The sequence below is a fragment of the Caproicibacterium sp. NSD3 genome (assembly GCF_053613275.1).
Map to the genome: position 1 here is coordinate 670,445 of NZ_CM132119.1, position 25,497 is coordinate 695,941.

16 protein-coding genes are annotated in these 25,497 nt (G+C 42.9%); 10 read left to right on the plus strand and 6 right to left on the minus strand.

Annotation, left to right across the window (positions count from 1 at the left end):
• Window positions 1–84: 84 nt before the first annotated feature.
• The 5 genes from ACVS9P_RS03315 (at window position 85) to ACVS9P_RS03335 (ending at window position 7,149) form a co-directional block, all read left to right on the plus strand.
• Window positions 85–1,443, plus strand: coding sequence for a carbohydrate ABC transporter substrate-binding protein (locus ACVS9P_RS03315; protein ID WP_452104219.1), 1,359 nt, complete (start codon window positions 85–87; stop codon window positions 1,441–1,443).
• Between the two features lie 148 nt (window positions 1,444–1,591).
• Window positions 1,592–2,317: an ABC transporter ATP-binding protein gene (locus ACVS9P_RS03320; RefSeq protein ID WP_452104220.1), complete on the plus strand. Its 726-nt coding sequence runs from the start codon at window positions 1,592–1,594 to the stop codon at window positions 2,315–2,317.
• On the plus strand, window positions 2,310–3,881 hold the full coding sequence (locus ACVS9P_RS03325; protein WP_452104221.1) for a hypothetical protein: 1,572 nt from the start codon (window positions 2,310–2,312) through the stop codon (window positions 3,879–3,881). Before ACVS9P_RS03320 ends, ACVS9P_RS03325 begins: the two co-directional genes overlap by 8 nt.
• Window positions 3,882–4,120: 239 nt before the next feature.
• Window positions 4,121–6,760, plus strand: a complete 2,640-nt coding sequence (gene clpB / locus ACVS9P_RS03330; protein WP_452104222.1) for an ATP-dependent chaperone ClpB — start codon at window positions 4,121–4,123, stop codon at window positions 6,758–6,760.
• A 95-nt stretch (window positions 6,761–6,855) separates the two neighbouring features.
• Window positions 6,856–7,149 carry a Dabb family protein gene (locus ACVS9P_RS03335; RefSeq protein WP_452104223.1) on the plus strand — a complete coding sequence of 98 codons (294 nt, stop codon included), beginning with the start codon at window positions 6,856–6,858 and terminating at the stop codon, window positions 7,147–7,149.
• A 39-nt stretch (window positions 7,150–7,188) separates the two neighbouring features.
• Here the strand turns inward: ACVS9P_RS03335 and ACVS9P_RS03340 are convergent, their stop codons facing one another.
• Genes ACVS9P_RS03340 through ACVS9P_RS03365 form a run of 6 tightly spaced genes read right to left on the minus strand, consistent with a single transcriptional unit; the run spans window position 7,189 to window position 20,476 of the window.
• The gene (locus ACVS9P_RS03340) at window positions 7,189–7,740 is read right to left on the minus strand and encodes a 4'-phosphopantetheinyl transferase family protein (protein ID WP_452104224.1); all 552 of its coding nucleotides are present in this window, start codon (window positions 7,738–7,740) and stop codon (window positions 7,189–7,191) included.
• Window positions 7,737–7,970 carry an acyl carrier protein gene (locus tag ACVS9P_RS03345; RefSeq protein WP_180341186.1) on the minus strand — a complete coding sequence of 78 codons (234 nt, stop codon included), beginning with the start codon at window positions 7,968–7,970 and terminating at the stop codon, window positions 7,737–7,739. Before ACVS9P_RS03345 ends, ACVS9P_RS03340 begins: the two co-directional genes overlap by 4 nt.
• 31 nt (window positions 7,971–8,001) lie before the next feature.
• Window positions 8,002–9,645, minus strand: coding sequence for an AMP-binding protein (locus ACVS9P_RS03350; protein WP_452104225.1), 1,644 nt, complete (start codon window positions 9,643–9,645; stop codon window positions 8,002–8,004).
• An 18-nt stretch (window positions 9,646–9,663) separates the two neighbouring features.
• Window positions 9,664–11,154 carry an HD domain-containing response regulator gene (locus ACVS9P_RS03355; RefSeq protein ID WP_452104226.1) on the minus strand — a complete coding sequence of 497 codons (1,491 nt, stop codon included), beginning with the start codon at window positions 11,152–11,154 and terminating at the stop codon, window positions 9,664–9,666.
• On the minus strand, window positions 11,151–13,016 hold the full coding sequence (locus ACVS9P_RS03360; protein ID WP_452104227.1) for a histidine kinase N-terminal 7TM domain-containing protein: 1,866 nt from the start codon (window positions 13,014–13,016) through the stop codon (window positions 11,151–11,153). Before ACVS9P_RS03360 ends, ACVS9P_RS03355 begins: the two co-directional genes overlap by 4 nt.
• A gap of 14 nt (window positions 13,017–13,030) precedes the next feature.
• The gene (locus ACVS9P_RS03365; protein ID WP_452104228.1) at window positions 13,031–20,476 is read right to left on the minus strand and encodes an amino acid adenylation domain-containing protein; all 7,446 of its coding nucleotides are present in this window, start codon (window positions 20,474–20,476) and stop codon (window positions 13,031–13,033) included.
• A 440-nt stretch (window positions 20,477–20,916) separates the two neighbouring features.
• Here ACVS9P_RS03365 and ACVS9P_RS03370 point away from each other — a divergent pair, with 440 nt between their 5' ends.
• Genes ACVS9P_RS03370 through ACVS9P_RS03390 form a run of 5 tightly spaced genes read left to right on the plus strand, consistent with a single transcriptional unit; the run spans window position 20,917 to window position 25,481 of the window.
• Window positions 20,917–21,717, plus strand: coding sequence for a glycosyltransferase family 2 protein (locus tag ACVS9P_RS03370; protein WP_452104229.1), 801 nt, complete (start codon window positions 20,917–20,919; stop codon window positions 21,715–21,717).
• Between the two features lie 60 nt (window positions 21,718–21,777).
• Window positions 21,778–22,656, plus strand: coding sequence for a glucose-1-phosphate thymidylyltransferase RfbA (gene rfbA / locus ACVS9P_RS03375; RefSeq protein WP_452104230.1), 879 nt, complete (start codon window positions 21,778–21,780; stop codon window positions 22,654–22,656).
• A gap of 19 nt (window positions 22,657–22,675) precedes the next feature.
• Window positions 22,676–23,527, plus strand: a complete 852-nt coding sequence (gene rfbD, locus ACVS9P_RS03380; protein ID WP_452104231.1) for a dTDP-4-dehydrorhamnose reductase — start codon at window positions 22,676–22,678, stop codon at window positions 23,525–23,527.
• A 20-nt stretch (window positions 23,528–23,547) separates the two neighbouring features.
• On the plus strand, window positions 23,548–24,609 hold the full coding sequence (rfbB, locus tag ACVS9P_RS03385; RefSeq protein WP_452104232.1) for a dTDP-glucose 4,6-dehydratase: 1,062 nt from the start codon (window positions 23,548–23,550) through the stop codon (window positions 24,607–24,609).
• Window positions 24,606–25,481, plus strand: a complete 876-nt coding sequence (locus ACVS9P_RS03390) for a glycosyltransferase family 2 protein (RefSeq protein WP_452104233.1) — start codon at window positions 24,606–24,608, stop codon at window positions 25,479–25,481. The genes rfbB and ACVS9P_RS03390 overlap by 4 nt, the downstream gene beginning before the upstream one ends.
• Window positions 25,482–25,497: the final 16 nt, after the last annotated feature.

Here is a 25,497-nt window from a genome sequence, read left to right on the forward strand (position 1 = left end):
CATATAACGGGAAAACCCGTATAATACAAGGAGTGGCCGTAAAGGGAGTCCTTTCATAGGATTTCTTTTAAAAGGAGGATAAAGATGAAAAAAGTAATCTGTATTTTGATGACGGCAGCACTTTGTTTTTCTATGTTATTGAGTGGCTGCGGACAAGTTTCTCCCCTTTCTTCAGAAAGCGGGAAAGCTCCTTCGGAGAGTACTGCAAAATTAGAGGGAGAACTTAAAATTAATGTGGCCCAAGGAAGCTATGCTAAAAACATGTGGCAGCAACTTGCCAACGCTTTTGTGAAAGAAAATCCCGGTGTAAAAGTCACGATTACAGTAGATCCCGAAATCGAGACGCTTACTGGTCAGATGAAAGAGGCCGGGGATTGCCCGGATCTGATGTTTGTTCCCCTTGGACGCGCGCAGGGAATGACGGAGACCGAATTGGAGAATAATGCGATGCTTGATCTTTCCGATCTTTTGGGGGAAGTAATCCCGGGCGAAGCGAAAACGGTGAAAGATAAAATGCTGCCGGGCGCTAATAATGGGGCATTTTCTAAAAATGGAAAGCAGCTGTTGCTGCCCGAATTTTTTAGCCCTGCCGGTCTTGTTTATGATCAGCACCTGTTTCAGGAAAATGGGTGGCAGATTCCGAAAACATGGGACGAGATGTGGGCTCTTGCCGATCAGGCGAAAGCAAAGGGAATCTCACTTTTTGCCTATTCGAAACCAGAGGATCTGGAAACCTTCTTTTACGGAATGCTGGCAAATACCGATCCGACACTGCTGTCTAATGTGTGCAGCTACCAGGAGGGCGTCTGGAATTCGGATCAAGGGAAAAAAGTGCTCGATACTTTTGTAAAATTAGCTTCTTATACTGATGGAACAGTTCCTGCCAATGCAAATGATGAAAATTATCTTAAAAATGAACAGCTTTTGTTGGAGGATAAGGTGCTCTTTATGCCCGGTGAAAGCGGAATCCTTGACCAGACTGCACAAGAGACGAAGGCAGAAGGCTTTGAGTGGGGATTTGTTCCTGTGCCGTCTTTTGAATCCGGGAAGAGTCAGACTCTTTATACGGTAACCAGCGAATGTTGGATCCCAGCAGCCGCAGCAGATCAGGAGCTGGCTAAAAAGTTCCTAGTTTGGTCTTATAGCGATGAAGCAGCTGCTATTTGTGCTCAATTTGGAGCAACAACCGTCGTCCCGAAAGCCGAAACACAGCTTGATCAGGCACATCAAGCGTTTTATTCTCAGTATGGAGATCAGCTTACAAACGGCCTGATTACGGACGAATTTCTTCCAGCGAGCGCTTCTGATATGAAAGATCTTCGCAGCAGCCTTTTCGGCACTTTTGGAGCTCTTATCAGTGGAGAGGTTACTCCGGAGAGCTGGAGCCAGGGCGTCATTACGGCAACGGATACCTTGCGGACAAAAAGAAACGCATCCACTTAAATAAACGGAAAAGGAAAGTGAAAAGCTTTCCTTTTCCGTTTTCTTTTTTAAGATAATACTTGACATTCTAAAAGCTTATGATATACTACAATTAGATACTTATCTAATAGATAGTCATCTAAATAAAGAAAAATCCGGAGGGAAAATTATGCTGAAAATTTCTGAATTTTCAAAAACATATGCAGGCGGCAAAAGAGCGGTAGATCACCTGAGTCTGGAGGTTCATTCCGGCGAAATTCTTGGATTTATCGGACATAATGGAGCAGGAAAGACGACGACACTGCGCGCTGTTGCGGGAATTCTTGATTTTACCGAAGGAGAAATCACCATTGACGGGCATTCGATTCAAAAGGAGCCGGTAGAAGCCAAAAGAGAGATGGCTTTTTTACCGGATAATCCTGATATTTATGAATTCCTTACCGGAATCAAATATCTAAATTTTCTTGGAGATCTTTATGAGATTCCTGCGGAAGTGCGGGAAGAGCGGATTAAAACTTATGCGGATGCGTTTGAAATTACAGGAGTTCTGGGAAGCGCGATCGGCGGATACAGCCATGGGATGAAGCAGAAACTGTCTCTGGTTTCTGCCTTTATGCGCAAACCAAAGCTGCTGATTTTAGATGAACCTTTTGTGGGGCTTGACCCACAGGCCTCCTTTTTGCTCAAAGGTTTTCTGCGTGAAATGTGCGAGGCAGGAGGAGCAGTGTTCTTTTCCACGCATGTTTTGGAAGTGGCAGAGAAGCTTTGTGACCGGATTGCAATTATTAAACAGGGAAAACTGATTAGGGTGGATACAACAGCTTCCATTGTCGGTGATGAGAGTCTGGAGCAGGTATTTCTGGAACTTGAAAAGGAGGATGTGCCGCATGCGTAAGCTTGGGATTCTTTTAAAGATTAATTTTCAGGCGATGCTGCGCTCGTTTTCTGTCGGAAAAAAGCGTTCGGCAGGTTGGATTGGGGCACTCGCTTTGATGGTGTTTTTAGCGCTGTATCTTTCTGGAGTTTATAGCTTTATGCTGGCGGCTGCTTTATCCTCTGTAGGAAATTTGCAGCTTTTAATTCCGATGATGACAATTCTGGCAACCATTGTTTCTGTAATATTTACGATCTTTGCGGCCAGCGGTCTTGTCTTTGGCAGTAAGGACAGCAATTTATTGCTGCCTTTGCCGGTTTCGGCATTTACGGTGATGCTTAGTAAAGTGCTTGCACTTTATCTTGAAAATTTAGTATTCAGCGGGCTTTGGATGATCCCTGCAACTGTTGCATATCTTTTTTACGGCGGCGGCAGTGCTTTTTTGGTTTTTCCAATTATTATCAGCATCATTTTTTTACCGTTTTTGTCGTCTCTGCTTGCCCTTTTGGGCGGCTGGCTGATTGCATTTCTCACTGCACACAGCCGTCATCGTGCTTTGATGGGAAATTTGATCAGCGGCGTTTTGCTGGCAGTCGTTTTGATTGGTTCTATGCGGGTCAATCATATTCTTCAAGCGCTGCTTCTCAATGCAAATCAAGTTGAAAAGACATTGCATACAGGGCTTTTTCTGTTTGGCTGGCTTATGGATGGTTTGCAGGGAAATTTCCTTTCCCTCTTATGGCTGGTCTTGTTCTGTTTCTTACCATTTTTGCTGATTTCGTGGGTACTCAGCTCACATTATCAGAAACTGCTTTCTAAAATGCAGAGCCATGTGCTTCGCAATGATTATCATTTGCAAAAACTGCAAAGCAACAGTCAATTTGCTGCACTTTTTAAAAAAGAATGCGGCCGCTATTTTGGAACCACGATTTACTTGTTTAATACCGGAATCGGCGTGTTGATTATGATTGGATTTTCTGTTTATGCGCTTATTGCCAGACAGAGTCTCCTTGAATTTGTCCAACAGTTCGGAGAAGAGATTCTTATGGCGATCTTGGCGCTTGGAATCTGTATGATCATTTCGATGACAAATACAACATGTGTATCAATTAGCCTGGAAGGCAATACTTTTTGGATTTTAAAGGGATCCCCTGTACCAGCAAGAGTGATTTTTCGCGCGAAGGCAGCACTTAATTTGATCATTTGTTTAGTTGGTACGATTGTCAGCGTTCCTCTTTTGGGGATTGCATTTTCTTTGCCGGCATTGAGCACAATCAGTCTTTTGATTATTGGTCTTGCAATGGGAGTTTTTGTAGCACAGTTTGGGTTGATGGTCAATCTCAAATTTCCGAAAATGAACGGAGAAAACGATACTATTATCGTAAAGCAATCTGCATCGGCATTTTGTGGTACTTTTGGAGGAATGCTGCTGACGGCATTATTGGCAGGCGCATTTTATTTGCTTTCTTCTCATCTTGAAATTGAGCAGTTTTTATTCCTCGCAAGTGCGTTTTTACTTTTACTGGCGCTGGCAATTCATCGATGGCTTTTGACACGCGGGACCGAAATTTTTAAGACTTTATAAAAACAACCGGGGCGGAAAAATTTTCTGCCCCGGTTGTTTTTTTGATTAAATTCGACTAAGATGGAACTGGAAAGATTTTCATAAAAGCAAATTAGCACTTAACTAAGTAGAGTGCTAAAAATTAATTATTTGTTCACAAAATATTCATGAATCCCAATTATACTAAATTCAGAACGATTGGGAAAGACTTTAAAGATGGTTTTTTAGACGTTCAGTTGAATTATGAGGAGTGAGATGCTATGAATGCACAGAATTTTACACAAAAATCCATTGATGCGGTTCAAGGCGCACAGAGTTTGGCAACAGCCAACGAAAATATGCAGATTGAACAGGTACATTTGCTGGCGGCATTGCTCCAGCAGGAAAATGGTCTTATTTCGCAGCTGATGAAAAAGATGAATGTGGATCCACAGGCATTTTTAAATGCGGTCAATCTAGAGATCAAAAAACTGCCGGGTGTTTCTGGACCAGGCAGAGAGGCAGGAAAAATTTATGTTTCTCAGGCAGTGGATTCTGCTCTGAATGAAGCAGAAAATGCTGCTTCTCACATGAAAGATGAATATGTTAGTGTTGAGCACTTATTTTTAGGCTTGCTGCACAAGGCAGATAAAACGTTAAAGGATCTGTTTCGGACCTTTGGGGTTACCGAAAGCGGATTTCTTGCGGCACTTTCGAGCGTGCGCGGGAATACACGAGTAACCAGCGATAATCCGGAGGGAACCTATGATTCTCTTTCTAAATATGCGCAGGATTTGGTAGAACTTGCACGAAACCATAAATTGGATCCTGTGATTGGCCGTGATGCGGAGATTCGGGATGTGGTTCGAATCCTTTCGCGTAAAACGAAAAACAATCCAGTTTTAATTGGCGAGCCAGGTGTTGGCAAAACTGCGATTGCTGAGGGACTTGCTCTGCGGATTGTTCGCGGAGATGTTCCGGACAACCTAAAAAACCGCAAGCTCTATTCTCTGGATATGGGCTCGTTGATTGCGGGTGCCAAATATCGCGGTGAATTTGAGGAACGTCTCAAAGCGGTTCTCAATGAAGTAAAAAAATCCGAAGGGAAAATCATTCTGTTTATTGATGAGCTGCATACCATTGTAGGCGCTGGCAAAACAGAGGGCAGTATGGATGCCGGAAACCTTTTAAAGCCGATGTTGGCCCGTGGTGAACTGCATTGTATCGGTGCAACGACCTTAAACGAATACCATAAGTATATTGAAAAAGATGCCGCACTGGAGCGTCGGTTCCAACCGGTCATGGTAGAAGAACCAACCGTTGAGGATACCATCTCGATTCTGCGTGGATTAAAGGAACGCTACGAGGTGTTCCATGGAGTTAAAATCCAGGATCAGGCACTGATTGCAGCAGCAACCCTTTCCGATCGATATATTTCGGATCGCTTTTTGCCCGATAAGGCAATCGACCTTGTTGATGAAGCATGTGCAATGGTTCGTACTGAGATGGATTCCATGCCGACCGAGTTGGATGATGTTTCGCGTAAAATTATGCAGTTGGAAATTGAAGAAGCAGCGCTCAAAAAAGAGGACGACCGTTTGAGCCAGTCCCACCTTGTCGATATTCAGAAGGAACTTGCGGAGCGCCGTGAGCAATTTAAAGAAATGAAGGCAAAGTGGGAGAACGAAAAGCAGTCTATTGAAAAGGTCCAGAAACTGCGCAGTGATCTGGAAGACTGCCATGCGCAGATTGAAAAGGCAGAGCGGGAATATGATCTAAATAAAGCTGCCGAACTAAAATATGGCCGTCTGCCGCAGCTGCAAAAAGAGCTGGAAAAGCAGGAAGCAATCGCTGAAAAATCGCAGGAAGCGCAGCTTTTGCATGACCGCGTGACTGACGAGGAGATTGCAGAGATTGTAGGGCGTTGGACCGGAATCCCGGTAGCGAAATTGATGGAAGGCGAAAGAGAAAAGCTTCTGCGCCTCGATGAACAGCTCCATCAGCGGGTGATTGGTCAGGACGAAGCAGTCCAAAAGGTGGCAGATGCAATTCTGCGTTCTCGTGCAGGCATTCAGGATCCAAATCGCCCGATCGGTTCGTTCCTGTTTCTTGGGCCTACCGGTGTCGGCAAAACAGAGCTTGCAAAAGCGTTGGCCGAGATGCTGTTCGATGATGAAAAAAATCTGATTCGGATTGATATGACCGAGTATATGGAAAAATTCAGCGTATCCCGTTTAATCGGAGCGCCTCCGGGGTATGTTGGTTATGAAGAGGGCGGTCAGCTGACCGAAGCCGTTCGCCGCCATCCTTACAGTGTGGTGCTGTTTGATGAGGTGGAGAAGGCCCATCCGGATGTCTTTAATGTGCTGCTTCAGGTCCTTGATGACGGAAGAATTACGGATAGTCAGGGCCGTACCGTTGATTTTAAGAATACTATTATTATTCTGACTTCCAATCTGGGTTCCCAGTATATTCTGGAAGGAATCGGAGCGGATGGTTCTATCAGCGAAGAAGCAAGAAATCAGGTCCAGGCACTGCTCAGAAAACAGTTCCGTCCGGAATTTTTAAACCGCCTAGATGAGATTGTCTTCTATAAACCTTTGCAGCGCTCAGAGATTGATCAGATTGTTAATTTGCAGATGAAAGATCTTCGCCGCCGTCTGGCGGATAAAGAACTGGATGTCACCCTTACTGACCGTGCCCGCGATTATGTGGTGGATCAGGCATTTGATCCTGCTTATGGAGCACGTCCGCTTAAGAGATTCCTGCAGAGTAGGGTCGAAACGTTGATCGCAAGGAAGATGATTGCAGGTGAGATTGCGCCGCGCAGCACGATCGTGGTGGATTATGATGGCAGAGAACTGACCGCTTCTTCGCAAAAACAAGAGAGACAAAATCTAAAAAGTTCTGAAAAAGCATAGAAATTTTTCATAAAATGTGATATAGTAAAAATCGGCTTTAGGCGACAAAATAGTTCGCTTAAAGTCGATTCATACTCAAAGGAGGTTCCCCATCCATGGTGAAACATCTTGTTTTCTGGAAGCTAAAAGACTCAGAACGAAGAAATGCAGTAGCAGATGCGGCACTGTTGCGCAGCCGCTTTAATTCACTGATTGGAATTGTTGATGGATTAAAATCCATACAAGTCGGGGCCAATTACAAGCCCGGAGATTATGATTTGTGTTTAGAGTGTGTATTTGATTCTAAAGAGGACGAAGAGCAGTATCAAGTTCACCCGGAACATTTAAAAATCAAGGCTTTGGTTGCAAAGATGATTTGTGGGCGCACCGCATTTGATTATGAAATCTAAATGACAGAAACAAAATAGGAAAGGGATGCTGAATGAATTTCAGCATCCCTTTTTTTGAGCAAAATAATAAAGAGACGGAGTCGATTTTCCGCCGCAGCAAAAAATTCGATAAGAGGAGCCGCACTTGATGGGATAAAGAGCGGCTCCTCTTATTGCAGACAAAAATCCGTTTTGATCAACGGTAGAAAAACGGCAGAAATTTTCGTCAATACCACTGCCTAAGTATTTGACATAACTTTCTTTTGCTGCCCATATGGAAAAGAAATCAGAGAACTGTGTTTGGCATAGATGAGAATATTCTGCTGGATGAAAAAAACGTTTGGCGATGGAATTCATTTCTCGATTTTGTTCAACGATCTGAATATCAAGACCAATTTTGTCGCAGTCGCAGAGCGCACACCCCCAAAAAGTACCGCTGTGTGAGATAGAGATCGTGTAAGGAATTTCTTTCAGATAGGGTTGTCCACTTTTTTGATGCTCTAATTTTACGGTATTAAAATCGAAATCTGAATCAAAAAGATGCAGAGATTTTTGCAGCGCATATTCAGGCGAAAAATCCTGACCTTTTTGAAAGAGAAAAATTTTTGTCATTGTACGCCCTTATCCTGTAGATAAGAAATGACATCTTTAATGCGGTGCAGCTTCCAAATTTCCCGTGTTTCAATCGTAATATGAAACTTTTTTTCACAGGCACACACAATGTTGATCAGGTCGAAAGAATTTAGCTGTAAATCCTTTACGAGGTCGGTTTCATAAGTTATTCCCTGTTTTCCGGTGATTTCATAGATGATCGATTGCAGTGTATTTAATAAATTTTCCAAAATTCGCTTCCTCCTCTTATTATCTCCATCGCTAAATCTGCCGTTTAATTTTTTGCGCAGATGTTTTTTCGAAAGGTGTCTCGCGCAGATTGACAAGCTGAATTTGTTTGTAAGATGGATATTCAACATTCAGCTCATCAATTTGTTTTTGCAAAAGGTTCAAGACCTCATAAGAATTCATTCCCTGTGTTTTGTCAGGGTCCGGATAGATCATGACGGCAAGTCTGGCACTATCCTTAACTTCTCCAATGCTTGCTCCGTATGCAATGACCTCTTTTACAAGTGGTAATTGAGACACGCGGGTTTCTATTTCTTCTGGAGAGACCTTTTTCCCGTTTTTCAGAACAATCAAATTCTTTTTTCTGCCGGTAATATGTAGAAAACCGTTTTTATCCAGAGCCCCAAGATCACCGGTGTGGAACCAGCCGTCAGTTAAAACGGAATCCGTCAATTCCTTATCTTTGTAATACCCGATCATCACACTTTCCCCGCGCACAAGGATTTCATCCTCTTGCAGCATGAGCCGGAAGCAGGGGAGAACTTTTCCCACGCTGCCAAAGCAATAATCCTTGTTGCGGTTTACACTGATCAGTGGGGAACATTCTGTGATTCCATATCCTTCTAGACAAACGATACCGAATTTGTGCATCCTCTCAACTACATCCGGAGCAAGACAAGCACCTCCACAGATCAAAAGAGAAAGATCGCCTAAACATTTTTGCTTAATTGCTTTCCACTCAGGTGGAACCGACTCTTCTTTTCGGTGAAACCAAAGAAGCTGCTTTTCGGGAGGATTTTCCGGCAAACCAGCTTCTGATAAAGCTTGTGACAAGTTTTTGTTTATAATTTCCATAACGAGAGGAACAGCCAGTAAGGTTCCAGGAGCAAAAAGGGCGAGATCGCGCTGGAATGTTTTGAGGTTCCCGTTAATGCAGAGATGGCAGCCGGCAATCAGTGCATTCAAAACGCAGCAGGTAATTCCATAGGTATGGAAAAATGGAAGAAAGGTAAATACTTTTTCTGTGAATTTTACCATCGCCATAGATTGACCGGCATTGATTAAGATTCCTTTTTGAGAGAGCATGACCGCTTTTGAAGCATTGGTCGTTCCGGAGGTAAAGGCAATTACCGCCAGATCATTGCCGTCTGTTTTAAGGTTTAGGAAGGCCTTTCCTTGCTGCGCAATTAACTGAGCACCTTGTGCACAAACACTCTGAAAACTGTTTGGTGCTTTTTTGTCGTTCGAACATATGCTGACATTTGCCATTTGTGAAATAGGGCCATCTTTTGAGAAAAGCTTTTTTACAGAATCGGACATAATCAAAAAATCGCAGTCTGCAGAAGAAATCATTTTGCGAATGGTATCCGTATCCTGGTCAATGTCAATTAAGACCGCAACAGAACCGATAGCAGTTACTGTAAAAAAGGAAATCAACCATTCCAGACTGTTTTCCCCAGCGATAGCGATGTGTTTTCCCTGTAATCCTTTTTGAAGAAGTGCTTCTCCAAATTCATGAGCAGTTTGATAAATTTGCTGGTAAGTAACCGTATGAGGAACCCCGTCCTGATCATATTGAGTAATGGCCGGCTGATTTTTATACCGTACCTGAATACCAGAGAGGAAGGATAAAAAGGTGTCATAACAAGTGGTGGGGTAATATGGATAAGAATGCATGGTTTTGTCTCCTTTTCTTTAAAAGTTAGTGGGATCGCTTGTGGAGTTGGAATCAGAAAGAATATTCGGATTTTGATCCAGAATGGAAAGAAATGCATCAACAGGTTCCGGGGCAAATTGTTTTCCACGGCCTTCAATTAATTGCTGTTTTGCTTGTTCCAAAGTTAAATTATTGCGGTAGCGGCGGTGAGAGGTCATCGCATCAAACGCATCTGCGACACTGATAATTCTGGATTCTTCCGGAATTTCGTAACCGGATATTCCGTTTGGATATCCAGTTCCGTCCCAATGTTCATGGTGACTTAGAACGATGGGCGCAATCGTTTGATAGGAACGAATGGAAGAAAGTAAGATAGCGCCGTCTTTTGGATGCCTTTTGATCACTTTAAATTCTTCATCAGTCAGAGAACCGCTTTTCAACAAAATTTGATCAGGAACTTTGATTTTTCCGATATCGTGAAAAAGACCGGCAATACGAATCCTTTTGACAAATTCCTTACTTTTACCCATCGATTTTGCAATTAATTCGGAATAATAAGAGACCCGGTCGGAGTGATTGGAGGTATAAATATCTTTTGCATCCACCATGGAACGTACTGCATTTGTCATTTCTGCAAACTGCTGCTCCAATCGAGTATACGCTTTTTGCAAATGTGTGTTTGTCAGGTCAACCATGTTTTGCAGCATCTGATTTTGCAGAGCTGTAGTTGCCTGGCGGACATAAAGCTGTAAGAGTTGATGGTCTGGAAAATGATGGGTGGAACTTGAAATTCCGATGATCCCGATTCGCTGATGATATTCATCAACTAATGGGATAATTAAAAGCGGATTTTCGGAATCAATTTGGTAATTTTCCTCTTTGTCGCGGGATTGTTTCCAAATTTTATCTGCTGATTTTTTCCCTTCTTTCAGATTCCCAATTCCGGAAAAAAGTGTTCCTATACTTTTTTCCGGAATATAAACAAATCCATCTTCGATCGAAAATAAAAACTTAAGTTGTTCCAAAATCAAATCCATCTGCTGCTGCAATGGCTGCTTTTGAAATAGTTCCAGACTTTTTTCTAAAATGTCTTGTAAACCATTTTTGTAATGGCGAATCGTGCGCATCTGCCGAATTGATTTTACGCAGGATTCTACCAAAAGGCCAAGCTGATCAAAGCGGTCACTTTTTTCATAGTATCCCTGAATATCCAGCTCTCGAATTGTTTTGACCGGGGGAACTAGGTCTTTGTGACCTGTTAAAAGAATAATATAAAGATCCTGGTTAAAAGCGCGAATTTTTGTAACGACCTCGTCCCCACAAATTGGAGACATCAGATAATCCAGAAGCAAAATATCATAATTTCCAGTACGAATGCGCTCAATCGCACGTTCCGGATTGTTTTCGGTGTCTACATGATATCCAAATTCCTGCAGATAAGACTGTACTGTCAGCGTCATGATTTCATCATCGTCAAGTGTAAGAATTGAGACATCAGTTTGTTGTGCGGAGATGCGGTGTTTTCTCATTGTAAAGTACCCTCCTCGGAAAAAGTAACTGTTTCGGCAGGAATAGAGATACCAAAAACAGCACCTCCTTCAGGATGATTATCTGCCCACATAATACCGTTGAATTTTGCTTTTATAATGGAATTTGAAATATAAAGCCCTAGTCCGGTGCCTAAACTTCCTTTGCTGGTATACATTTGTTTAAACAGCTTTGTCATGATTTCCTGTGGAATTCCTGGACCGTGATCACGGATAGAAAGAATCAAGGCTTGATTGTCTTTCTTGAGAGACAGTTCGATCAGTCCTCCGTCCGGCTTTTGAGCATCAATTGCATTGGAAATTAAGTTATTAAGAACTTGAACAAGGCCGTTAATATCCCCTTGCAGTAAAGCTTCTCCGGAAAAATCCTGCTGAATTTTTAAAGTGCATTTTTTACTTTTTAATTCATGGCGCATTAAAATTTCCACGCGCTTAATTGCATCGTTTAAAGCAAATGTTTGGTTGGAAGTTTCCTGGCTCATGCTGATGGCTTGTCCCTTGACTGCCGAGATAATATCGGACATATAGGAACAGGATTCCCGAATCCGACTCAGCCACTCGGCCATCTCCTGATAGATTTGGCGGTAGTCGTCTTCGTTTACTTCTGGATCGCCTAAACTTTTACAGCATTCATCCACCAGATTGTTGATGGCAAGTGTTCCTCCTGAAATTGCCATGATCGGGGTCTTTAGATTGTGTGCAATCCCGCCGATCATTTGACCAAGGGAAGCCAGCCGTTCTTGCTCCATCATACGTTTCTGATTTTCCTGTAAACGCTGAATATTTTTTTTCATCATAGAGACATCTTTAAAGCTAGCCAAAAATCCGCCTATTTTATCTTGAAGAATGAGGGGAGTGATCTCCACCATGTAGTATTTTTGATGGTAACCTTCTCCTTCGTTGGGGAGTGTGATGGGTTGTTCATAGGAGATACTAGAACCGGTCTGGCGGCAAGTTCCCAAAGAGGTCAGCAAATTGACAAGACAGGAGCGATCTAAAGAGTTTCCCTCAACACTGGGAAGATACTGATTTGCCTGAATTCCATTTGCTTTTCCGAAAACTTTTTCAAATGGTTTATTATAGTCCAACACCAGATAATGATCGCTTAAAACAAGATAACCGTCGGTAAAAGAATCCAGAATTTGCTGAGTTGCCAATGGCTTGATATCAAGAATGTGAAAATAAAAAATCGCGAATCCATCAAGAAAAATCGTTACATTAAAGGCCAGCGGCGTTGCATAGATCTGAAAATCGGCAATTCTAAAAGTTGCAAGAAAACTGACAATTAGAGGAACAGCAGCACCAACCGAAAAGCAGATGGTTTGCTTGATATACAAGCGATTATGATTGTGAATCGCAAAATTTGTCATAAGGGCAATCGAGGCAATCATGCAGATATAACAGTAAATTCCATTTACCATCATAAACGGCCCGAAAACAATTTGATCGGGAATCACGGAAAAATGTTTATACATCAAATGGTGCAGGGGATTTGTCCATGCTAGAATTACGGTGCAGGTTGGGATGACCAGAAACCAATAATAGTGTTTCGGAAATTTTTCCAACCCGTTGATAAAGATTAAAGCAATGAGCAGGCAATCGGTAGAAGCTAATGGCCCGCCAAAATAAGTGGTAGAGTCGCAGAGCCAAAGCCCAAAAGTATCATCGGGGTTTATAAAACGCATGACCAGAAGGGCCCCCATAAAGACAGCCATTGCAAGAGCCAGCGTAAAAAACAGCCGATGAATCAGACGAAGATTTCCTTTTTTGACACTATATGTTACGAAAAATAAAATCACAAGAATTGAAAAGGAAAAGATCGTGCAAACAACGTCTGGAATCAAAATTTTTGCCTCCTTTAAGAGTCGAATTGAAGAAATTGCTTTAATAAGACGGTCGGTTCTGGATTTTTCCATTCGAATCCTAGTTGTTGTAAATGCGTAACCGTTTGTTCGCAGGAGGGAATGATATGTACCGGTTTGCTGCGGGAACGGTTCCAGATTTCTATGAGAGGAGCAATTAAAAGTTCAGGAAGCTGCTCCACTTTTTGCAGCATTCGTTTTTCAAATATGGAATCTTCCACGATCTGGGCGGATGGAGAAAGTGCATGGACTAATTTCCATAATGGCCAGGTGTGCGGATTCAGTAAATGATAGACCGCAGGAGATTTTGCGCTGGAATGAAGAGAAAGCAGTACGATCGCTTTTGCACATTCATCAACAGGGCAAAGTTCAATCGGAATATTTTTAAAAGAATCCGGGACGCAGTTTAAAAGCAGCAGACCGCGCAAAAACCCATAGAAAGCATTGCTCTTCGGATTGCGCTGGAATTTTCCATCTTGGCTGCGTCCGACAAGTCTTCCGATTCGAAAAATCTGTGCGTGAAGCCCATGAGAAGCGGCAGAGAATATTTTTTGCTCTGCCAGGAACTTTCCTTTTATATAGAGATTTTCTTCCCAGTTTTGCCCAATATCCAAATCGTTTTCTGTAAAGCGAACTTCCTTTGAGGGATGATCCAGAAGATAATCACCACAGACGCTGGCAGTGGAAATATGGAGCAGTTCTGCACCGATTTTCTGGGCGAGATGGATTGCCTGTACCGTACCGTCTACATTCGTGCGGAGAGAAAGAGTTTCTTCTGCGTAATGGCGGACATCGGCCGCTGCGTGAAGAATGGTTCCGACAGAGTGGGTCAGTTCATTTAAAGTATTTTCCGAAAGCCCCATCAGCGGACGGCAAAGATTCCCATCCAGAATGGTTAGCTTTTGTTTGTTTTGGGAGACCCATTGTTCCCCAAAATAGTCGGAGAGAATTTGAAACAGACGCTCCGGCTCTCCGCCACGCACAAGGCAATATAATTTTTGGAATCCATTATCTATCAGTTCTTTTAGCAAATGAGCGCCTAAAAATCCGGTACTGCCTGTTAAAAACACAGCGCTTTTTTTAGTTGGAGAAGCTGAAAATTCCGAGTTGATTTGAGAAATTGTCGAAGAGGAGACTTCTAATCCTGTCGGCTTTTTATAAAGCTCTGTTTTAGGGAAATTGCCAGATCCTTTCGATAACAGCTTTAGCTGACCGTTTAGAGTGGGCGCCTCGTAAAACTGTGCCAGCGTTATCGCCCAGCCTTTTCGAAAATAACGGCTGAGGATTGTCAGTGCGGTTAAAGAGGTTCCTCCCTGATCGAAGAAGGACTTATTAGGGTTCAAGCTTTCGCGGTTGAGGACAGAAGTCCAAATTTCTAAGAGAATTTCTTCGGTAGGAGAATCGTGCGATCCATCGGAAGAAGGTCGTATCTCCTTTTGTGGCAAAATAGGAGGACAACTGCCCTTTTGAGGAGGAATAGAGGCCGCAGAATCCACCCGGTAAGCTTTTAAAGCTTGCCGGTCTGTTTTTCCGCTGGCGGTTCTCGGCAGGGATTCCAAAACAATAAAAGTAGAGGGAATCATATATTTTGGAAGCTTTTCAGAAAGAAATGATTTTAGTGCGGAAAGATCAGGAGAAGACTGTCCTTTTTTGGGCACGACAAAAGCGCGAAGTTCCATGGCAATTTCGCTGCGAACTGCGATCACAGCTGCCTCTGCTACCAATTTTGAAGCAAGGATTTGTCCTGCAATTTCGTCCAGTTCCACACGCTGACCGTTTAATTTGACTTGTAAATCCCGGCGCTCTACAAAGTCAAAGGAGCGATCGGGCAGCATCCGAATAATATCTCCGGATTTATACATTCGACTTCCCGGACAGAACGGGTCTGGAAGATAAGAATTCTTTGTCAGATCCGGCCGGTTTACATAACCAATAGAAAGACAGTCTCCGCCAATATAAAGTTCACCGCGTGCAGTCGGCATAACCGGACGCAGATTTTCGTCTAAGACATAGGTGTGACAATTTGGAATCGCTTTTCCGACGGAAATCTTTTTGCGGTGTGTCATGTCAATACAGGTCATATAAACGGTTACTTCTGTTGGTCCATAGAGATTATAAATTTGTTCAACACCGGTTTTTCGCAGGGATTCCAAAAGCTGAGGAGTCAGCAGTTCTCCGCAGGAAAATAATAGCTTGATTTGAGGCAAAACACTGAGAAATTCCTCGTTATTTAAACACATCTGAAGCCTTGTAGGGGTGAACTGTAAAAATTCGACATGCTCTTCACGGACAAGGCGGGCAATTTCCCAAGGCAAAAGCATTTCGTTTTCATCTGCCATGACGCAGCATCTTCCCATTGCAAAGGTCAGAAGTGTTTCTGTAATAAACGTATCAAAAATCACACCGGCAATACAAAGACTTGCTCCGCGAACGTTCTTAAAAACCTGCCGCATGGTGCCCAAAAGATTTGCTAGAGCGCGGTGGGGAAGAACAGCTCCTTTTGGCTTGCCGGTAGAACCTGATGTAAAGAGGATATGGATAGCGTCTTCTGGGGAACGTCCCGAAACAGGCAGAAGGGGGACAATTTCCTCTGTCATCGTTAAAATTTTACAGGGAAGGTCATCTGGAAGTTCTTTTTGCGTATCCGAATCGCAAAAAAGCAGCTTTGCGCCCGAAATATTCAGCATATAGCAGATGCGTTCTTTCGGAAAATTGGAAAGGATCGGCATATAGGCGGCGCCTGCTTTTAAAATGCCCAACATTCCCGCAACGAGGTCGGAGTCTCTGGAAGCTGCCAATGCGACATAATCGCCGTGCTTTACGCCTGCTCGCTGCAGCTGTCCGGCAAGAGAATCAGAGCGGGCTTTTAATTGTGCAAAGGTAGTCGTATGCCCATGACAGCGGATTGCAGGAGAGTTTGGAATGATCGCCGCAGTTTCATCAAAAATCTGATCCATACATTCGTTTAGATAGGGCATGCTCATACGATTCGGGAGAACGAGAAGCTCCAGACGATCTTTCTCGGAGGTCGGGTCTAAATCATAGAGCTCCTGCTGATCATTTTGCAGAATACGTTCTACCAGTGTGCAGTAACTTCTGGAGAGAAGCTGAATCGTTTCCGGAAGGAATAAAGTCTTCGCATATTCCAGATAGAAAACAAATTGCCCATTTTCATTGCGCGCTTCCATGTTGAGATCAAGCTTTGCGGTTTTGGTAGGAATGGGCAGATATTTTAATGGCTTTCCATGAAACTGAAATGCTTTTTCAGAAATTGGCCGATAAGAGAAGAGAATATTAAAAAGAGCGTTGCGGCTTAGATCACGCTGTGCGCCTGTGATGGAAATCAGTTCTTCCATGGAAATGCTGGGATGATCCAAAAGTCCGATTACGGATTCTTTTAAATCAGAAAAATATTGTGAACAGGTCTCTTTGCGCTGAGGGGTAATTCTTAAGGGCAGGGAATGAATAAAAACACCCAGAACATTTTGAAGTGCGGGATCAGGCCGGTTCGAGACCGGAGTACCAACTAGAAAATCTTCTGTTCCGCTCCATTTTGAGAGCAGAATCCCATAAACTCCAATGAAAAAGGTGAAGAAAGAAAGATCGTTTTTCTGACAATATTTTTGACACTTCTCGCTGAGATCATGACTGAGCGAGAATTCGATAGAGTCTCCACAATAGTCAAACTGTTTTGGACGTGCAAAATCCAAAGGAATATCCAGAAAATCCGGTACGCCTGAAAGTGCTTTTTCCCAGTAGGAAAAATGTGCGGAGCTGGACGGCTTCTGATTTTCCAGCAGATAGGCATAGTCTTTATAGAAGATTCTCTGTGGCTCTTTTGGGTCCCCACAGTAGCGGGCGTTGAGACGCTGCAAAAGAAGCGGCGTGCTGAGGGCGTCTCCGATAATGTGATGCGAATCGATAAAGAGAATCCATTCGCTTTTTGGAGAATTCCAGAGTGCAGCACGGAGAAGAGGCGGTTTATCAAGCTCGAACGGATGGACAAAATGGTCGGCCGCCTTTTGGAAGGTTTCGTCCTCCAGATGCTGTAGACGGAAAGGAACATCTTCCAGGATCTTTTGACGCGGTTCTGACTCATTCATATAAAAAGCAGTTCGGAAGATCTCCTCGTCGGCAATTAGTTCGCAAAAAGCGTTTTCGAGCAAGGATTCATCCGGCTTTTCGAAGAAAAGAAAAGCACCCGGCATATTGTAAGAAATCTTCTGAGGATCGAGCTGAGACTGAAAATAGAGACTTTTCTGCGCCGGAGAAAGCGGATAACTCTCATAAAGCGGCGCCGGCTGAATCTTTTGAGAGACCGAAATCCCGCATTGGGAGCGCTCTTCCTGCACTTTCTTTTCCAGACGACGTACCGTGCGAAAAGCGTAAAGATCTGAAATCTTTAGAGAGACTCCCAGTTGATCGTGAATTTGACAAAGAGTTCCCATCGCGTTGAGAGAATCTCCGCCTGAAAGAAAATAGTCGCTGTCAATGTTTAAAGATTCCTGCTTCAGCACATGGCTGAAAATTTGCAGCAGCGTTTTTTGTACAGCAGTTTCTGCCAAAGCATCTCCCGCTTTTGCTTGCGGCTTTGGCAATCGCTTCTCATCTACTTTTCCATTTGTAGTGAGCGGAAGAGCGGACATTTTTATAAATACTGTGGGAATCATTGGAGCGGGCAGATAGGAAGCCATATAGGAGATCAGTTGCGTTTCAGATAAATCGGAATCCGAAGTGTAATAAGCCGCAAGATAAGAGGCTTCTCCCTGATGAAAAAGGCGCAGGGCGGCTTCCTTTATTTGTGGGTGAGAAGTTAGGCAGGAAATAATTTCTTGCGGTTCCATCCGATAGCCGCGAAGTTTAATTTGTTGATCTTTCCGGCCATCTAAGATGATTTTTCCATCGGCAGTAAAATGGGCAAGATCGCCTGTCTTATAAAGCCGTTCTCCCGGCACAAATGGATTTTTGCAGAAGGCGGATTCGGTCAGATCTTTTCTGCCGCGATAGCCTCTGCTTAGGCATACCCCTCCGATAAAAAGTTCTCCGGAAACGCCGATCGGTAAAGGCTGTAGATGGGAATTCAGAATATAGAGAGAACAGTTCTGCATGGGGGTTCCCGCAGTGAGAATGCTTTCTGAATTTAAGAGCTGCAGACTGACTCCGATAGTGGCTTCGGATGGACCATATTGATTGTAAATTTTGGCATGGGTTTTAGACTTTAGTGTTTCGATGAGTTCCCATGGAATCGATTCTCCGCCGCAGAGGATTCCTTCCAGCCCCGAAATAGAATCTGCAAATGTCTGATCTTGCAGATAGGCTGCCAGACGGGATGGAGTCGTTGAAAGAAACGATACGTTTTGAGTAAGAATCAATCGGGCGAGTTCATCTGGATTTTCCTGCTCTTTTTGCGTTGCCAGAACGACGGTGCATCCATTTAAAAGAGCACAGATGCTTTCGAGCAAAAAAGCGTCAAAGCCGATATTGCAGATTGATAAAACGGTTTTTCCCTCATAAATCGCTGCCATTCCAGATGCAAAATTAAGGAGGCTCTTCTGCTCGATTTCTACTCCTTTAGGGGTACCAGTGCTGCCGGAGGTATAAACCACATAGGCAAGCGAATCCTGAGAAACTGGTAAAGCGGAAAAGAAAGCTTCTTTTAAAGAAACTGCTTCTGCGGACAGAAAAGGGATTTTTGTCAGCATAGGGGCTTTTCCCAGATTTGTTTCGTCGCAGATCCAAAGAGCGGCTCCGCTTTCCTTTAAAAGAACTTTCAGACGTTCGGATGGAAATTCCTGAGGGAGCAGGACCCACGCATTTCCGGATTGAGCAATTCCAATCATGGCGGCAATTAAGAGGAATCCTTTCGGGAGGGTGACAGCAATCAATTCATGGCCATTTGGACAAAATGAATGAATTGCAGATGCAAAATTTTCTGCAATCGAAAATAACTGCCCAAAAGAAAGTTGGGTATTTTCACAGATCAGAGCGGCCTTTTGCGGAGTTCCTTCGGCTGCTTTCAAAAGATTTTCATAGAGACTGCCCGGCTTTATCGGTGCCTGATTTTTATTAAATTGAAAAAGAATTTTTTCCTGTTCCGCTTTTGAAAGAATCGGAAGCTGAGCGAGTACTTTTTGCGGCGATTCGATTGCTGCTTTTAAAATCTCTATCAAAGATTCATGAAGATTTGTGATTTCTTTTTCAGAAAAAAGCTGTACCCTGTAATCATAGTCGATAGAGAGGCGGCTCCCTACCTTTAAATTGCCTAAATGAATGACCAAAGCTTCTGCCTGACAGCCGCTGTAAAACCAGTACCCGGAAAAATTCAGAGAAGAAGATTCGGCAGAAATAAGATGAGTATCCTGGTAGGAGAGCGCCACTTGAAAAATTCGATCGGTTCCGGAAATTGATTTTCTGAAAAGTTCTGTGATTTTCTGAAAAGGATATTGTTGGTGACGCAGTAAATCATACCAGGATATGGCAAGATTTTGAATCAATTCTTCAAATGTCTCGGATTCGTCTATTTCAAAAACAAATGGGAGGGTGCTGACAAACATGCCGGTCATTTGTTTTTCCAGAAAGGTTGGGCGGTTTAAAATTGGGACTCCAATGCAGATATTTTGGGAGTCGGATATCTTTTGCTGATAAATTGCAAGTGCCGCGTAGAAAAGCAGAAATGGAGCAATATGATTTTGCTGACAAAATCCTTTTAAAGTTTTGTCTAATTCATCAGGGAGGACAAAAAATTTTCGGTTGCCCACAGTGCTTTTTGCAGAAAGAGTCTGCTTTTTTAAAAAGTTGCTTCCTTTAAAAAGAGAAGCTTGCTTTTTCCAGAAAACTTCATCCGATTTCTGTATTTCAGAATCCAGATACATCTGTTCCCGCTTTAAATGTTCCGAATAGTCTGGAAAAGAGGTTTTGGGGAGGGCTTTTCCATTTAAAAGTGCCTGATAAATGGAAGCGATACGGTTGGCGATCAGCGTTTGAGACCACCCATCCGAAATCAGATGATGAATTTTAAAAAGCACACCACCGCTTGTCTCTCCGGTTTTAAAAACAGAAAAATAAAAAAGCGGGTGGTCATTGATCGGAAATGCTTCATGAGCCACTGCTTTTTCCCAGGATAAAAGTCCCTCTTTTCCCGTTTGTGAAAAATCAAATACTGGGATCAATGGCTTTGTATATGGAGAGACTCTTTGAATAGGAGTTTCGTTTTTTTGATGAATTTGAATGCGTAGAGCAGAATCACTTTTTAAAACAAGTTGAATTGCCTCTATCAAAAAAGGAATTTTAAAAGATCCATTAATGGAAAGAGAAGTCGTAATAACGTTCATTGGAGTGCCAGAATAAAGTTGCTCTAAGTTCCAGATGTTTTTCTGACTCGAGGAGAGAGCAAAAATAGGATAGGATTGCAAAGTGGAAAATTCATTTTCGGGGGAATTCATTTAATTGCCGCCTTCCTTAAAAAGAATTTTACAGAAAAAGAAAAGGCCTCTTTCTAGCTAGAGCAATTCAACAGTTCAAAATGCAACTTTTCCTTTTTTATACATATGTACTCATTATAAAAGTCATTTTTACAAAATTCAATGAAAAGATACATTTTTTTACACTTTAATTTAGAAGCTTTTTACAGATTAAGAAACACAATATTAAAATCTGGAGCATAAGTTTAAGCATTTATTCTCGACGGATTAATAGAAAAAATGGAACATTTTGACGTTACAAAACGTTCATTTTATAAGTCTTGCATTTGAAATTCATTTTGTATATACTTAATAAGACTGTAAATATTGGTTGAATTATGTGAATTATGAAGTTTAAGATAAAATTTTCACACGAATTTCAGGACCTGCTTCCGATGAAGAATCAGGGGAAGGGTGTTTTCATGTACCGATATTCCGTTGGGATTGTCACTTATAACAGTAAAAATGAAATTGGACGGCTGCTTTCTCAGCTGACTTCTTTTTTTTCACCGGAAGAATGTCAAGTGGTCATTTTGGACAACTGTTCCACAGATGGCACGGCAGAGTGGATTGAGCAGCATTATCCAACTGTAACGGTTTTGCGTTCCAAAGAAAATAAAGGCTTCGGCCACGGACATAATCAGATTATCGAGAAAATTGATTCTCAGTATCATGCGATTGTCAATCCCGATATCAGCGTTCGGGAAGATTCGATTCCAAAGCTTTGTGAATATCTGGACAACCATCCGGAGGCAGTTATGGTAACGCCGCAGATTTTAAATGAGGATGGGTCGGAGCAGTTTCTGCCCAAACGCCGCCCGAAAATCCGCTATTTATTGGGCGGTAGACTGGAAAGACTCGGGGGGCCATTTCCCAAGTGGCGTGCAGAATACACCATGAAAAATGAAAAGCTGACAGAGCCGACCCCGATTGATTTTTGTACGGGGTGTTTTTCTGTGATCCGTACGGATATTCTAAAAAAGCTCGGCGGTTTTGACGATGATTTCTTTATGTATTTTGAGGATGCCGATCTTACCAGAAGAGCCCAAAAGTACGGAGAAGTTTTGTTTTGCCCGTTTACCAGTGTAACACATCTCTGGGAGCGTGCCAGTTCCAAAAGCTTTCATTTTTTGAAGATTCAGATTTCTTCGATGCTTTTGTATTTTAAAAAATGGAGAAATGATCCGCAAAGGGCATCGCTTCCATCAAACAAGGATTCGTAAAATAAGCACTTTTATAAAATTTAAAGCTCAGAGAAAAAATAAGAAAGGGGCTTTTTTCTGATGAAAGGAATTATTCTTGCAGGGGGTTCCGGTACGCGGCTTTATCCGCTTACGATGGTTACTTCCAAACAGCTGCTTCCAATCTATGATAAACCAATGATTTATTATCCGCTTTCCACCTTAATGTTGGCGGGAATTCGTGATATCCTTATTATTTCTACGCCGCAAGATCTGCCGAATTTTGAACGGCTTTTAGGGGACGGCTCCAAATACGGGGTCCATCTTTCTTATAAAGAACAGCCCTCTCCCGATGGACTTGCCCAGGCATTTCTTTTGGGAGAAGAATTCATTAATGGGGACTCTTGCGCAATGGTGCTGGGAGATAATATCTTTTATGGAAGCGGACTGGGAGACCATCTGCGCAAAGCAGCCGCTCAGAAATCCGGCGCGACGGTTTTCGGCTATTATGTGGAGGATCCGGAGCGGTTTGGAATCGTTGAATTTGATGAGGAAGGACGGGCTGTCTCTCTGGAAGAAAAGCCAAGCCATCCAAAGTCCAACTATGCGGTAACTGGGCTCTATTTTTATGACAGCCATGTTTGCGAATACGCGCACCGCGTAAAGCCTTCTGCAAGGGGCGAACTGGAAATTACTGATTTAAATAAAATATATCTGGAAGAGGGAACTCTGAATGTGGTAACACTTGGGCGCGGATATGCCTGGCTTGATACCGGCACAATGGACGCGCTCAATGAAGCTTCTGAGTTTGTCAAAGTGATTGAGACTCGTCAGGGCATTCAAATTTCCGCTCCGGAAGAAATTGCTTTCCGTAACGGCTGGATCAGTCCGAAAGAACTTTTGGACTCTGCCAATCTTTACGGAAAGTCTACGTATGGGGTGCATTTAAAAAAAGTGCTAGAAGGAAAAATTCGGTATTGATTTTGGAAAGGAACCGATTATGAAAGTATTGGTAACAGGCGTAAAAGGTCAACTTGGCTATGATGTGATGAAAGTGCTCAAGAGCAGAAAGATGGACTGCATCGGTGCTGATCTGGAGCAGTTTGATATTACAGACTTAGAGGCAACAGAAAAGTTTATCAAAGAATATCATCCGGATACCGTGATTCATTGTTCCGCGTTTACGGCGGTGGACCGTGCGGAAGAACAGCTTGATCTTTGCCGCAAAGTCAATGAAGAAGGGCCGCGAAATATCGCAAAGGTCTGTAAAGAACTCAATGCAAAAATGATTTATATCAGTACGGATTATGTCTTTCCGGGCGTGGGAGATCATGCTTATGAGCCAGACGATCCTACCGGTCCGCTGAGTGTTTACGGCGAAACAAAACTGGAAGGTGAAAAAGCGGTACAAGCGCTGCTTAATCGCTATTTTATCGTCCGAATTTCGTGGGTGTTCGGCAAAAATGGGAACAACTTTATCAAGACAATGCTGCGCTTGTCCGAAACACATGATGAAGTTTCGGTCGTTTGCGATCAGATTGGTTCTCCTACTTATACAGCGGACTTGGCGCCGCTTCTCTGCGATATGGCCGAAACGGAAAAATACGGCGTTTACCATGCAACCAATGAGGGTTATTGCAGCTGGTCGGATTTTGCCAAAGAGATTTTTCGTCAGGCCGGACGTTCTACAAAGGTGAATGCAATTCCAAGTGATCAGTACCCGGCAAAAGCACATCGTCCGGAAAACTCCAGAATGTCCAAAGATAAACTGGTGGAAAATGGGTTTCATAGGCTGCCAGCATGGCAGGATGCCCTGAGCCGCTATTTGACTGAAATCAACGAAAAAGCTTAAAAGAAATGAGAGGGATATGAATGAAAAAAACCTATTTGGTAACCGGCGGCGCCGGATTTATCGGTTCGAACTTTATTCATTATATGCTAAAAAAATATGACGATATTTCGATCATTAATCTGGATAAATTAACGTATGCAGGAAATCTGGAAAACCTCAGAGAGATTGAAAATGATCCGAGATATTCTTTTGTGCAGGCCGATATTCGTGATAAAGAAGCAGTAACAAATGTTTTCAAAGAGCATCAGATCGATTATGTCGTCAACTTTGCGGCAGAAAGCCATGTGGACCGCAGCATTTCCAATCCGGAAATTTTTGTGGAGACCAATGTGCTCGGTACGGTTAATCTTTTGAACTGCGCAAAAAATGCATGGCTGATCGGAGACGATCAGTATCGTGAAGGGGTCAAATATCTGCAGGTTTCGACAGATGAGGTATACGGTGCTCTGGGCAAAGAAGGCTTCTTTATGGAGACGACACCGCTTTGCCCGCACAGCCCGTATTCTTCCAGTAAAGCTTCAGCAGACCTTTTTGTGAAGGCCTATTTTGATACCTACCATTTCCCGATTAATATTACCCGCTGTTCTAATAACTACGGGCCTTATCAGTTCCCGGAAAAATTGATTCCGTTGATTATGAATAATACCCTCAGCCATAAAGAGCTTCCAATTTACGGAGACGGCATGCAAGTTCGTGACTGGCTTTATGTAGAAGATCACTGCAAGGCGATTGATATGGTCATCAACGGCGGCGTTTTGGGTGAGGTTTATAATATTGGCGGCCATAATGAGCGGCCGAATATCTTCATTGTTAAGACCATTATTGGGTATATTAAAGAACATGTCGACGATACAGTAAGCGAAGACCTGATTCGCCATGTGACGGATCGTAAAGGGCACGACCGCCGCTACGGAATTGACCCGACCAAGATTAAAAATGCACTTGGCTGGTATCCGGAGACGACGTTTGAGGTCGGCATTAAAAAGACGCTTCAGTGGTATCTTGATCATGAAGACTGGATGAAAAATGTGACTTCCGGTGACTATCAGAATTATTATAAAAGGATGTACGCAAATCGATGAATCCCAAAATTGCCGCGGGAATTGTTCTCTATAATTCGGAACTTTCCCGTTTGGAACAGAATCTGAAGCATATTTCTCCACAGGTGGAGCATTTATATCTTGCGGATAACGGTTCTGAAAATTTATCTGCTGTACAAGACTTTTTATCTTCTTTTAAGAAAGTCTCGCTGATTCCATTGGGAGAAAATAAAGGAATCGCCGCAGCGCTCAATGCTTGTATGGAGATGGCCGAAAAAGATGGTTTTGAGTGGGTCATAACGTTGGATCAGGATTCTGTCTGTGAGGAAAATTTGGTCGGTGCTTATCTTTCGCAGATCGAGCAGAAAAATGTCGCAATTTTCACGCCGGTGATTCTCTATGAAAAAAAAGGAGAATCTCTTTCCTTACCGGAATTGAAAGAACCTTTTACAGAAGTAGAACGCTGTATTACTTCTGCCGGGATGACTTCAATAAAAGCATGGAAAGAAATCGGTGGATTTGATGAGCGCCTTTTTATCGATTATGTGGATTACGATTTTTGTATTCGCCTGAAAAAGCGCGGCTATCGAATTTTGCGTGTCAATTCCGTTTGCCTTCACCAACAGCTCGGCAGGGCGGATGAAGTTGATTTTTTAGAGAATCTCGGAAAGCTTCTGCATATCAAAAGATTGCAGAAGAAAATTTATGTTTATAATCATTCTCCGATGCGAACCTATTACTATGCAAGAAATTCCGCTTATTATATTCGGAAGTATGCAGAGGATCTTTCCGATCTTTCGCAGGAAAAGCATGAGGTAAAGCATTGGCTGATGATGAAAGTCCTGTTTGAAAAGCAAAAATGCGCAAAGATTCGCGCGATTGTGCGCGGACGGCGGGACAGTAAAAAGCTTTAATTTTTGGAGGCAGAGT